This is a genomic window from Micromonospora sp. CP22 (assembly GCF_009712475.1).
Taxonomy (GTDB): domain Bacteria; phylum Actinomycetota; class Actinomycetes; order Mycobacteriales; family Micromonosporaceae; genus Micromonospora.
Map to the genome: position 1 here is coordinate 59788 of NZ_VCJO01000008.1, position 11931 is coordinate 71718.

Consider the following 11931-nt stretch of genomic DNA (forward strand, 5'->3'; position numbering starts at 1 on the left):
TCGGGGACATCCGTCCGGGTCGCCGGTGAACACAGAGCGGAGGTACGTGCTTGCAAGCACGGTTCACAAGATGCATCATGAAGTGACCGCGCGGTGACTGCGGGCGCGGTGTCCATGCTGCGTGAATCAGACGGCCGGTCGTGTCTGGCGTGTGACAGTTCCGTCCATCTCGCTCCCGGCAGGCCCGGGTGCCCATTATCGGGGGACGTATGGCTGAGTTGGCTATCGGTCAAGGCTTCCTGCCCGCTCACGCCCGGCTGCAACGCCGGATGCAGCACGCCGTCGACCAGGCGCGGCTCGGCGTGGATGAGGACCTGCACCACAGCGGCGCACCGAGCCCGCTGCTGCCGGTGGCCCGATGACCGCCCGGGCGAGCCTCGACGCCCCACCGCTGGGCGCGGCGGCACGCACGGTCTGGGGCAAGACCGACCGGCTGGGCACCTCTCCGGTGGGTTGGTTGCCGCTGTGGCGGCACCTGGCGGACACGGCCGATGTGGCCGGACAGTTGTGGGATCACTGGCTGGGTCGTGCGGCGCGGCACCGTGTCGCCGACGAACTGCCCGGTGGTGAGGCAGACGCTCGCACTCTGCTCGTCTGGCTCGCCGGTATCCACGACATCGGTAAGGCCACCCCGGCTTTCGCCTGTCAGGCGTACAACCTCGCGGAGCGGATGCGTGACCACGGCCTCGGCTACCAGCGGGATCTGATCAGCGCCGACCGCAGGTACGCGCCGCACGCCACCGCCGGGCACGTGCTGGTGGCCGACTGGCTGCACGAGCAGGACTGGGCGGACCCGCACCCGTACGCCGTGGTCGTCGGCGGGCACCACGGCGTGCCGCCGACCGACATGGGCCTGCGCGAGCTGCGGATGCGCCCCCACCTGCTCGGCGGCGACACGTGGCGGTCCGTCCAACACGAACTGCTGACCTGGATGGCGCACCGGTCGGGTGCCGGTTACCGGCTCGCCGACTGGAGCGGAGTGGCGCTGTCGCAGCCGGTGCAGGCGATGCTGACCGGGCTGGTGACCGTCGCCGACTGGATCGCCAGCAACGAGGAGTACTTCCCGTACCTGATCATCGGCAACGACGCCGATCGGCTGCGTGCCGGGTGGGAGTTGGTGGACCTGCCGGTGCCCTGGCGACCCGCCGCCGCACCGACCAGCGTGGACAAGCTGTTCGCGGCGCGGTTCGCGTTGCCTGTGGGGGCGGCACCACGTCCGGTGCAGCGGACCGTCGCCGATCTGGCCGAGGCCATGCCCACACCGGGGATGATGATCGTCGAGGCGGCGATGGGAGACGGCAAGACCGAGGCCGCTCTCGCGGCGGTGGAGATCCTCGCCCGCCGCACCGGAGCCGCCGGTTGCTATCTCGCCCTGCCCACCCGGGCCACCAGCGACGCCATGTTCGGCCGGATGCTGTCCTGGCTGCGCCGGCTGCCCGACACCCAGGTCGGCTGGGGCGACCGTGACGTGCGGCTGGTCCACGGCAAAGCCGCCCTCAATCCCGACTACGACGACCTGCGGACGACCCTGCTGCCCAGCGGCATCGGCGAGGACACCAGGGGTGCCGACATCGGCGTGCACCGCTGGCTCGCCGGCGCCAAGCGGACCATGCTGTCCAGTTTCGTCGTCGGCACCATCGACCAACTGTTGCTCGCCGCGCTGCGCAGCGAGCACCTGGTGCTGCGTCACCTCGGACTGGCCGGCAAGGTCGTCGTCATCGACGAGGCACACGCCTACGACGTCTACATGGGCCGCTTCCTCGACCGGGCGCTGGAATGGCTCGGCGCGTACGGCGTACCGGTGGTCGTGCTCTCCGCGACGCTGCCGGCACACCGACGCGCCGAGCTGATGAAGGCGTACGACGACGGCCGCCTCGGCCCACCCCCGACGCTGACCTGGCGCGACCCGGGCAAACCACGCATCGACCCGTACGCACCCCTGCGCACCGATCTGCGCTACCCCCTGGTGACCGTCTCCAACGAGCAGCGCGGTGCCACCGCGACGAGCTGCGGCGACTCCGGACGGAGCAGCGACGTGGCGCTGCGGCGGCTCCCCGACGATCTGCCCGCACTGGTGGACCTGCTCCGCGACCGGCTCGCCGACGGTGGCTGCGCCCTCGTCGTCCGCAACACCGTGGCCCGGGTCCAGGAGACCGCCGCCGCGCTCCGCGCAGCCCTCGGATCGGACACACCCGTGTCGGTGGCGCACTCCCGCTTCATGGCCGTCGACCGGGCCGCCAAGGACCGCTGGCTACGCGACACCTTCGGCCCACCGGGCAGCGGCGACCGCCCCCACCGGCACATCGTGGTGGCCAGTCAGGTCGCCGAGCAGTCCCTCGACATCGACTTCGACCTGCTCGTCACCGACCTCGCCCCGGTCGACCTGGTGCTGCAACGCGTCGGGCGGCTGCACCGCCACCCGCGCGCCGACCGACCCGCCCGGCACGCGACGCCGACCTGCTGGATCACCGGCGCCGACTGGAGCGTCGAACCACCCCAGCCGGTCAATGGATCACGACGCGTCTACCAGCCGGCCACCCTGCTGCGCAGCGCCGCCGTGCTCCTGCCCTACCTGGACGGCAAACCGTTGCGGCTACCTGACGACATCGCGACGATCACCCAGACCGCCTACGGCGACACGCCGGTCGGCCCTGAGTCCTGGCAGCCCGCCATGATCGACGCGGAGGCCAGACAACGCGACGAGATCGCCACCAAGGAGTCGAAGGCCGACAGCTTCCGCCTGGCCGGTGTCGCCGAACCGGGCGTACCCCTGATCGGCTGGCTCTCCGGCGGCGTCGGCCACGCCGACGAGCGTAGGGCGCACGGCCACGTCCGTGACACCGAAACCCTCGACGTCCTACTCCTGGTACGCACCCCGCAGGGCCTGATCCTTCCCCCGTGGATCGACGGGGGCGGGGTACCCGTGCCGACCAGCAGCCTGCCCCGTCGACCACTACCTCGGATGATCGCCCGTTGCAGCCTGCCGTTGCCACGAGCGATGACCGCCGCCGACGTGGTCGACGACGTCGTCGCCGACCTGGAACAGCGCAACGATCTGCGTGCCTGGCAGGACAGCCCGTGGCTGGCCGGCGAACTGGTGCTCGACATCAACCCCGACGGGACCGCCTCGGTGGCCGGCTTCGACCTGCACTACGACCCGGTCGAAGGGTTGCGCGCGGTCCGCGCCACGCGCGCTCCTCGGCACGACCGAGCCTGAGCGCGAGCACCCACCTTGGCCGGAGGACGACGGTCCGTGGCCTCCCCGTCAAGGGCTGCGTTAGGTGTTGTCGATGTATACGGTCACGGAGTCGCGTGGTGACGCCGGTTCTAGCACCGGAGGTGGTTCTTCTTCGGTGTACAGCCACATTCGGTGTGGCTTCCAGTGCATGAGTCCGCTGATTTCACGGATGCCGTAGTATCTGCCACGTTCGGGTTGCAGTGGCCATCCGCGCTCGCGCAGGTGAGCGACGAGCCGGTTCACGGTCGTTCCCCGGCTGGCACCGTCGGTGGCCGTCACCACGAACTCCGCCGTGCAGTTGCCGGCGCTGCCGCCAGAGGCACACGGCTCGGCCGAGACCAGCCGCAGCGACATCGGCAGCGGAAGGAATTCGTCCTCGCGAACAACTACGCGGAACCTCAAGTCAGCGTCGAGCTGACCGTAGGTGAGCCCACCACCGCACAGCAGCACCACAGCGGCCAGCGGTACCACCGAGGCGATCCACCGAACCGACACCCAGTTCCACTCCACCGGCGATGGATATGTGATGCGGCTGAACACCATCGCCGCCAGGCACACCGCACCGACCATCAACCACCCCGCGAACCAGTCAAGCCACGGCGCGACGGGTAGGCCGCGAGGCCACTGCGAGACAGCGAACATCGCGGCCAGCACGACGATGAGACCGACACCGACAACAACACCCACGCCACGGCCGCTCCGGGTACCCCACGCCCACGCACCGACCACGATCACACCGAACGTTGCCGCCACCACCGCTAGCCAAGACTCACCCTGCCAGTACGGCAACATCACCAGCCCCGCGCTGCCCGCGCTCAGCCACCACCGCCAGCCGTCACCAGCCCTCGTCGCCACACCGGATCCTAGGATCACCACTGCCGTCAACGGCAAGCATTCGACCGCAACCCAGGATCGACGCCTGCGACCTGTCGGTTCACGCGGCACGGAGCCTGCGCCGGAAAACGGGTGGCGGATCACGGTGGACGCTGTTAGGTTCCTCGCGGCCGTGCGAAATCGAGGAGGTGGTACCCGTGAACGTTTCGACATGGGTGCTCCCCTCCGGGGTCACGGTCGGGCGATAGGTCGTCCGGGAGCGCCGTTCGCGAGCACTCCCGAAAGGCACGACCATGCGATTCACCACCGAACAGCGTCTCGATGACGGGATCCTCGAACGCGGATTCACCCTCGACGAGGTCCCCGGCATCCTGTGGACGCCCGGATCAGCCTCGGCACCGGTGCCGCTGATCCTGCTCGGGCACCCCCCGCTCGGACTGCGCACCATGTACCCCCGCCTGCTGGCTCGCGCCCGGCAGTGCGCGGTGGAGGGTTTTGCGGCAGCCACCATCGAACTGCCCGGCAGCGGTGACCGGCCCCGGTGGGCTGCCGCCGAGCAGGCCCGAGCCGACCTGCGTCGGGTGCTGGAGGCCGGCGAGCCGGTCAGCGACGAGATCATCGACGCACTCGTCCTCCCGCTCGTCGACCGGGCGGTCCCGGAATGGCAGGCCGCCCTGGATGCCCTGCTGTCACTGCCGGACATCAGTGGCCCGATCGGGTATTCGGGTGGATTGATCTCCATCGGCATCCGGCTTGCGGTGGTCGAGCCGCGCATCGTGGCTGCCGGGCTGTTCGCCGGGAGTTTCGTGCCTCGCACCATGTTCGAGGAAGCCCGACAGGTCACCATTCCGTTGCACGTCCTGCTGCAGTGGGACGACGAGGGAAACGACCGGCAGGCGGCCCTGGACCTGTTCGATGCCTTCGGCTCCAGGGAGAAGACGCTGCACGCCAACATGGGCGGACACACCGGCGTCCCGCACTTCGCGGGGGAGGACGCGGCCGGGTTCTTCAGGCGGCATCTGCGCTAGCGCTGCGGCACGTTGACGGTGCTGGGCCAGGCTGCATGGATGGGCCGTAGCTGCCCGGTAGCGCTCGGGCGGCGGCGCGTGAGTGCGCAGGGCGCTGTCACGGATTGACAGCGTCCTGCGCATCGGCGCAGCGGTGTCGTAGCCACTGGATTGCGGCTGTCGCGAGGCGGAGGCGACTGTCTGCGTCACGAGCGGAGACAGTGATGCGGGCCAGGGCGCCGTTCTCCAATGCCGTCCACAGGGCGCCGTCGGGTCCGGTGACGACGATGGTGGGCTGTCCGTCAGGGTCGAGAACTTGCCGCCCACAGCGTCACCGCCGCCGCCCGCGCAGGCGCCTTCGCCAACCGATGGAACGACGCCGGCCCCGGGCTCGGCGTTGCCACGTAGCGCCGGCCACCATACTGGCGATAAACGTCGCTCGGATAAAAGTCCGAAATGTTCACTTGGAGTCGTGGTGACGCCTGTTCACGGTTCGCTGGCGATCTATCCCGGTACGTTCGATCCGTTCACCCCGGGGCACCGCGACCTGGTGGACCGTGCTCGGCTGATGTTCGATCGGATCATCGTGTTGCTGGCGGTGAACCCCGACAAACAGCCAACCGCCGAGGCCACGACCAGGGCGGCACTCGTACGCGACGTCATGCCGGCATCCTGGGACAACGTCGAAGTGGATACCTGGGCTGGCCTGACCAGCGCCTACTGTCTGCGCCGTGGCGCCACGGTCATCGTCCGCGGCCTACGTACGGCCGCAGACCTCCAACACGAGTACCAGCTCGCCGCGATGAACGAGCAACTTGGTATCCAGACCGTCTGGTTGCCGTCCCGTCCGCAACTGGCCGCCACCTCGTCCACGGTCTTTCGCGCGTACCGCTCGGCACGGTCGGCCCGTGAGTGATGGATACCTCCGTCTCATCCCGACGGACGTGGACTGGCAGCCCACCCTGGATGCTGCTCACTGGCCGCAATCCGCTACGGCTAACCGGTGTCAGCTAACCCGCCCTGGGAGCATGACGAGCACCGCGGCGGCGGCGACGATAGGTGCCAGGAGGAATCCGTACGTCAGATCGACGGTAGCCAGCGCGCCCGCCGCAGCGGAGCCTGCCGCGCTACCGACGGCGAACGCCGTGATGATCCAGGCGAACGCCTCCACCGATGTGCCGGCAGGTGCGTGCCGGTCGGCAGCCAGGAAGACAACGGTCAGCAGCGGGGGCAGGCTGAGGCCGGCAACGACGATCAGGAGAGCCATCACCGGCGGTGCCGGAGCCAGTGCCAGCGGCGCCAGCCCGGCCGAGAACGCCACGGCCACCAGCGGTAGTCGGGCCGGGCCGCCGGGGCTCAGGCGGGTATAGCACAACCCGCCGATCAGCCCGCCAGCCGCCTGCGCCGCCAGCAGCCACCCGGCCAGGGAACGGTTGCCGACAGTCTCGGCGTAAGCGGTGACGACTACCGGCAACACCCCGATCGACGCGCCTACCCCGACCACGCCGAGCACCAGCGAGACCAGGCGTGGCGAGCGCAGCGGGCCGGCCCAGTGTCGGGGCGCCGGATCGTCCCGCCACTGGCGCACACGGCTGTTCGCGGCAAAGACCGCAGCCCCGGCCAACTGCAACAAGGCCGCCACCAGCAGCGCGGCTGAGGTACCGGCCAGAGCTACGACGGCGACCGCGACAAGCGGGCCGACAACGAAGGTGAGTTCGTGAACGGCGATCTCCAAGGCGTACGCCGCCGGCACCGAGGGTGCGGGAACCAGCGTCGGCCAGAGCGCACGCAGGCATGCCTCCAACGGCGGCGTGCCCAGACCGGCCACCGCCGCACCAGCCAGGGTCGGGATCAGGCGACCGCCACCCAGCGCGACCACGGCGAAACCGACGGCTGAGAACAACGCTGACGCGTTCAGGACGGCAGATTGACCATGCCGGTTGACGGCGCGCGCCAGCACCGGCGCACCGGCCGCCATCCCGGCGGTGTAGAAGGCGACGACGAGACCGGCGACGCCGAGACTGACGTGCTGGCGGGCGAACAGCAGCAGGGCGATCGGGGAGGCCGCAACAGGCAGCCGGCCCACCTGGCTGGCGGCGAGTAGCAGAGGAACCTGCGGGGCACGCAGCACCGCACGCGCGCTGTTCGGGGGGATTAGCTCAGCAGACATGAGACGTCGCTCCCGGACGACGAGATGAGAGTGGACACGGGACGGCCGTGATGGCCGGGCCGGTCAGGGAGCGAAGTCGGACCGTTCGTGATCATTGCCGTAGAGCGGCAGATCCGGCGTGATCCACGAGGCGTACGCGGCGTCCGACGGGATCACGCCTCCATCCTAGGCCAAGGTGCTTGTGGCCGGGTGACGTAACCGTTACGGCCCGACTGATCTAAGGTCGGGTCGCGCCGGTGATGCGTGATCGCTGGACATCGAGGGACGGGGGTGCGTCGCTGTGCGGATCGTGAGTGTGAACACCTGGGGTGGCGCGTTGTTCGACGAACTTGTCGCGTGGCTTCCTCGCAGCCAGGCCGACATCGTCTGCCTACAGGAGGTGACCCGGACAGCCGGCCTGACCGGGTGGACGCGGTTCGAGGATGCGCATCGGTCGCTGCCCCAACGTGCTGATCTCCTCGATGATGTACGTGGCACGTTGCCCCGTCATCAGGCGATCTTCGTGGCGAGCGACTCCGGGCCGGTGTACGACGGCACGGGCGCGCGTCATCAGCAGGATTTCGGTCTGGCGACCCTGGTCGGTGAGCACTTCCCAGTCGTCGGCGTCGATTCGGCCTTCGTGCACGGGCAGTTCGTCGACCACGTCGAGTGGACGGTCGAGGATCGTCCACGCGTGGCGCTCGCCGTGCGTACGGTAGACCGTGCCGTGGGCCGGTCGGTCTGGGTGGTGCAGGTGCATGGGCTGCGCGATCCGGCCGGCAAGACTGATACGCCGGTACGGCGTCGGCAGGCCGAGCGGCTCGCGGAGCTCGTGTGCCGGGTACGCGGCCCGCACGATCTGGTGGTCGTCTGCGGAGACTTCAACCTGCTGCCGGAGAGCGAGACGTTCGGCGTGCTGGCCGAGGTCGGCCTTGTCGATCTGGTTGGCGCGGCAGACACTCGAACCTCCCACTACCGCAAGGCGGTGCGACACGCGAGCTATCTGCTCGTCTCCGACGTCGCCGCGGTGAAGCGGTTCGAGATTCTGGCCGAGCCGGAGGTGTCGGACCATCGCGCCCTGATCCTCGACATCTGATCCGGCGTATCCCTGCGCGCCGCAGTTGGTCTGGTGACGCTGTGCGGGCACAACCTCGTCTGGTATGTCAGGATTCTGCTGTGGTGGAGATCGAGGTCGTGATGGGTGACATCACGCGAGAGAACGTGGACGCCATCGTCACCGCCGCGAACGAGTCACTGCTCGGCGGTGGTGGGGTCGACGGCGCGGTTCACCGCGCTGCGGGGCCTCGGTTGGCGCAAGCCGGGGGCGCGATCGGCCCGTGCGAGCCGGGCAACGCGATGGCAACCCCGGCGTTCGACCTCGACCCACCGGTACGGCACATCATCCATGCCGTCGGTCCGGTCTGGGAAGGCGGCGGCCACGGTGAGGCCGACGTGCTGGCCTCCTGCTATCGCAGGAGCCTCCAGGTCGCCGACGAACTCGGCGTCCGGAGCATCGCCTTTCCGGCAATCGCCACCGGCGTGTACGGCTACCCTGCCGACCAGGCGGCCAGGATCGCCGTGGCAACGATCAAATCCACGCCGACAAGCGTCCACCGGGTACGCCTCGTCGCCTTCGACGAAGACACCCGACAACACCTACAAGCCGCCATGGCAGCCACGGCCTGACCCACCGGCGTCCGACACAGAAGGGCACCATGGGCGGTGTGGTGAGCTTCTCGGTCGCCGTACTCGTGGCGGCGACCGACAGACTCGACGGACCCGACGAGGCACGAACGTGCATGATCAAGATGACGTGCGCGTATGGCGGAATCGACCGACCGCTCAGCGGAAGTGGTGCTCGCCGGCCAGAACGGCGTCCAGCCATCTCTCGTACCACGAAAGGAAGTCCGGATCCGGAGTGAAGCGCGGGCCCTGCTTGCCGGGGTGGGTGTCGACAACCCGTCCGCGAGCAGGGCCGCTGAGGACGAGGAGGGACAGGTCGCCGCAGCCCTGATGACTGAGGGCCAACGTCCCGCGGTACGGCTCGTCGTCCTCGCCCGGCGCCGCCTGAGCAAGCCAGTCTTCGTACACCCGGCCGGGCTCGGCAGGGAACGGCCTGGCCAACATGGTGACGTCGAGGTCGCCCTCCAGCGTCAGGTCCCAGTCCTCGATCGGGAGCAGACCATAGAAGGGGCCTGCTCCACCGAACCGACCAGGTCCTCCATGTCCGATGGTGGTGATGAAACCGCGATAGTCGGGCGGCAGCCTCACCCCATGACGCTTCTCGAAACCGACGACCTCACCTTCCGGTAACACCGGCCCGAGCCGGAAACGGTGGGAATCCGCACCGAACATCACCGGTTCGCGGGGCACCGACGCTGCGGCCGCCAACTTCGAGGCCACCCGCATCAGCCGGGTCGACAGGTCATCGCGCCGATCAACCATGCGGGTAGTCAACCAGCATTCGAGTTCTCGATCCGGGCCCCGGGCGCTTCGTCCGCTGCGAACGGCGCGGGCCATAAGGCTCCGGCCACCACGGCACGTGGCCGGGGGCGTCGAGGGGAAGCTCGTTGATCGTCGCGTCCGAATGTTCCCACGTGCGTCGGTAGAACGCGATGATCTGCTCACGGGTCTCGTCCTCAGTCGCCCACAGATCAGCGCCGTTGGAGTCCCGCCACCGGGGCAGCGGTTCCGGGGAAGGGCGGTCGAAAACCTCGCCGAAGTACCTGGCCTCGACGGTGGCCACGTGCTTGACCAGACCGAGGAGGTTGGTCCCGGTCGCTGTCAAAGGCCGACGGGCGTCGTATTCGGACAAGCCGTCGAGTTTCCACAGCAACGCCTCGCGGTCCCGCCGCAGCCTCCCGTGCAGGTTGTCTTTCGCGAATTCGTCGATCATGCGGCATGAGCCTGCCATGGACGTGACGCCGGTGGGATCCCGTCTCGTCAGAGCGAATCCCTTGACCTCAACTTAACTTCAGATTTCATCCTGTCAGTAGATCGCGTCAGCGAGCGGGACGGGGGCAGGGTGAGATGCGGGTGGTCCAGGCGATCGGTTTCGGGGGTCCCGAGGTGCTGGTTCCGGCGGAGGTACCGGATCCGGTAGCCGGGCCGGGCCAGGTCGTGGTCGATGTGGCGGTAGCGGGCATGACGTTCGTCGAGACCCAGATCCGGCGTGGCACCGACAGGTGGCATGAGCGGCCGCAGCTGCCGTATGTGCCGGGCGGCCTGGTGGCCGGGCTCGTGAGTGCGGTCGGCGCGCAGGTGGATCCGGCATGGCTGGGGCGGCGTGTCATCGCCCGCACGGGAGAGACCGGTGGTTTCGCCGAGCAGGCGGTGGCGATGGTCGGGAACCTGTTTCCGGTACCGGACAGCTTGGGCCTGCCGGAGGCCGCCGCCCTCTACACCGACGGCAGCACGGCAATGGGACTGGCCGAAGGCGCCAAGATCGGCCCCGGCGACTGGGTTCTGGTCGAAGCGGCGGCGGGCGGGGTGGGCAACCTGCTGGTGCAGCTCGCCCGTGCGGCTGGCGCGCACGTCGTCGGAGCCGCTCGCGGATCCCGAAAGCTCGACGTGCTTCGTGACCTGGGCGTCGAAGCGGTGGTCGACTACTCCGAACCAGGCTGGACCAAGCGTGTGCTCGAAGTGACCGGGAGCGCGGGACCGGATGTGGTGTTCGATGGTGTCGGAGGCCAGATCGGGCGGGCCGCGTTCGAGGTCACGGCCCGTGGCGGCCGCTTCTCGATACACGGCGCCTCCAGCGGCGAGGTCACCCGTATCGATCCGGCGGAGGCGCGCCGCAAGGGTGTGGAGGTGATTGGCATCGAGCAGCTTTCCAGCTTCAGGCCGAATGTGGCGAGGTGGGCGGAACGGATGATGTCGCAGGCGGCAGCGGGGCGTGTCCGGCCGATCATCGGTCAGACCTTCCCGTTGGACTCTGCCGCCGACGCGCACGCCGCGGTCGAGAACCGCACCACCGTGGGCAAGACGCTGTTGCTGATCTGACGGTCAGGGCCCCCGGGTGTCGACGCGCAGTACGCCCCCGCAGGGCCGAGATGCCGCCGTCAGCGGTCGACGCGTAAGGTCTCGCCGCCCGCGTGTTCGGCGAGGAACACTCTCGCCCGGCGCGCGCTCTGGAAGGACCGGAGGGCCCCGACGGTAAGCACCCCGACGAAGAGCACGGCGATGAGGGTGAAGCCCGGTGCCCACCGAGTGAACATCTGCCCGATCTGAAGCAGCGCCACGCCGTAGAGCGGCAGCAGGAATGTCGGCTGGTCGATCAGGTATTCCGCAACCAGGGGCAGCAACGGTCGATCCTCGTCCCGGCGTGCGACGGTGCCGCGTACCTGCCGGACCAGGTGCCGGCTACGAGACCAGCTTTTTGCCCATTGCCGGGTGCGGGCGTAACGCTGGTAGTAGCCGTTGCGCACGAGCCACCAGAAGGCGCCCCCTATGCAGGCCAGTCCGGTGAGGTAGCAGACGATGCCGACGGTTCCTGCCCAGTCCGGCCCGTCACCGCGCCAGAATGGTGAGTCTTCGGCCAAGACGCCGGTCGCGTCAAACACGACGATCAGCATCACGACGATGACCGCCCCTACGACCGTCAGCGCTGCCACCAGCAGCAGGAACCGGCTCCACCCCCGCCGGGCCCACTGATCCAGCTGATCCAACCACCTGCCGTCACTCATGTCCGCGCTCCGTCTCCT

11 protein-coding genes and 1 pseudogene are annotated in these 11931 nt (G+C 69.0%); 7 read left to right on the forward strand and 5 right to left on the reverse strand.

Going from position 1 to position 11931, the window contains the following annotated elements; all coding sequences use genetic code 11:
• Positions 1–209 precede the first annotated feature (209 nt).
• Entirely contained in the window at positions 210–362 is a 153-nt protein-coding gene (locus FF096_RS15590) for a hypothetical protein (RefSeq protein WP_155218763.1), read from the forward strand.
• A complete protein-coding gene (gene cas3, locus FF096_RS15595) occupies positions 359–3217 on the forward strand; it encodes a CRISPR-associated helicase Cas3' (protein ID WP_155218765.1) in 2859 nt (952 codons plus the stop codon). Before FF096_RS15590 ends, cas3 begins: the two co-directional genes overlap by 4 nt.
• Before the next feature lie 60 nt (positions 3218–3277).
• Here cas3 and FF096_RS15600 read toward each other — a convergent pair whose 3' ends face one another.
• A complete protein-coding gene (locus FF096_RS15600) occupies positions 3278–3991 on the reverse strand; it encodes a hypothetical protein (protein ID WP_155218767.1) in 714 nt (237 codons plus the stop codon).
• A gap of 374 nt (positions 3992–4365) precedes the next feature.
• Here FF096_RS15600 and FF096_RS15610 point away from each other — a divergent pair, with 374 nt between their 5' ends.
• Positions 4366–5100 (forward strand): alpha/beta hydrolase, encoded by a 735-nt coding sequence (locus FF096_RS15610; protein ID WP_155218771.1) that lies wholly within the window; start codon positions 4366–4368, stop codon positions 5098–5100.
• A 454-nt stretch (positions 5101–5554) separates the two neighbouring features.
• Positions 5555–5995: a pantetheine-phosphate adenylyltransferase gene (gene coaD / locus FF096_RS15615; RefSeq protein ID WP_309223369.1), complete on the forward strand. Its 441-nt coding sequence runs from the start codon at positions 5555–5557 to the stop codon at positions 5993–5995.
• Between the two features lie 90 nt (positions 5996–6085).
• Here coaD and FF096_RS15620 read toward each other — a convergent pair whose 3' ends face one another.
• Entirely contained in the window at positions 6086–7249 is a 1164-nt protein-coding gene (locus tag FF096_RS15620; protein ID WP_155218773.1) for an MFS transporter, read from the reverse strand.
• Positions 7250–7544: 295 nt separating this feature from the next.
• On the opposite strand from FF096_RS15620, the gene FF096_RS15625 reads away from it, so the two are divergent.
• Positions 7545–8324 carry an endonuclease/exonuclease/phosphatase family protein gene (locus FF096_RS15625; protein ID WP_309223397.1) on the forward strand — a complete coding sequence of 260 codons (780 nt, stop codon included), beginning with the start codon at positions 7545–7547 and terminating at the stop codon, positions 8322–8324.
• A gap of 80 nt (positions 8325–8404) precedes the next feature.
• The gene (locus FF096_RS15630) at positions 8405–8914 is read left to right on the forward strand and encodes an O-acetyl-ADP-ribose deacetylase (RefSeq protein ID WP_309223370.1); all 510 of its coding nucleotides are present in this window, start codon (positions 8405–8407) and stop codon (positions 8912–8914) included.
• A 156-nt stretch (positions 8915–9070) separates the two neighbouring features.
• Here the strand turns inward: FF096_RS15630 and FF096_RS15635 are convergent, their stop codons facing one another.
• Both FF096_RS15635 and FF096_RS15640 read right to left on the reverse strand, forming a co-directional pair.
• Entirely contained in the window at positions 9071–9637 is a 567-nt protein-coding gene (locus tag FF096_RS15635) for an SMI1/KNR4 family protein (protein ID WP_155218774.1), read from the reverse strand.
• Positions 9638–9749: 112 nt separating this feature from the next.
• Positions 9750–10124, reverse strand: a pseudogene (locus tag FF096_RS15640) (DinB family protein); the annotation flags it as partial.
• 134 nt (positions 10125–10258) lie between these two features.
• On the opposite strand from FF096_RS15640, the gene FF096_RS15645 reads away from it, so the two are divergent.
• Positions 10259–11230: a zinc-binding dehydrogenase gene (locus FF096_RS15645; protein ID WP_155218776.1), complete on the forward strand. Its 972-nt coding sequence runs from the start codon at positions 10259–10261 to the stop codon at positions 11228–11230.
• Positions 11231–11289: 59 nt separating this feature from the next.
• Here FF096_RS15645 and FF096_RS15650 read toward each other — a convergent pair whose 3' ends face one another.
• Positions 11290–11841: a hypothetical protein gene (locus tag FF096_RS15650; RefSeq protein ID WP_196222546.1), complete on the reverse strand. Its 552-nt coding sequence runs from the start codon at positions 11839–11841 to the stop codon at positions 11290–11292.
• Between the last annotated feature and the right edge of the window lie 90 nt (positions 11842–11931).

Excerpts from the sequence above, each read along its gene's own strand:
- FF096_RS15590 (WP_155218763.1), top strand. The coding sequence starts at position 210 with ATGGCTGAGTTGGCTATCGGTCAAGGCTTCCTGCCCGCTCACGCCCGG.
- cas3 (WP_155218765.1), top strand. The coding sequence starts at position 359 with ATGACCGCCCGGGCGAGCCTCGACGCCCCACCGCTGGGCGCGGCGGCA.
- FF096_RS15610 (WP_155218771.1), top strand. The coding sequence starts at position 4,366 with ATGCGATTCACCACCGAACAGCGTCTCGATGACGGGATCCTCGAACGC.
- FF096_RS15620 (WP_155218773.1), bottom strand. The coding sequence starts at position 7,249 with ATGTCTGCTGAGCTAATCCCCCCGAACAGCGCGCGTGCGGTGCTGCGT.
- FF096_RS15635 (WP_155218774.1), bottom strand. The coding sequence starts at position 9,637 with ATGCGGGTGGCCTCGAAGTTGGCGGCCGCAGCGTCGGTGCCCCGCGAA.
- FF096_RS15645 (WP_155218776.1), top strand. The coding sequence starts at position 10,259 with ATGCGGGTGGTCCAGGCGATCGGTTTCGGGGGTCCCGAGGTGCTGGTT.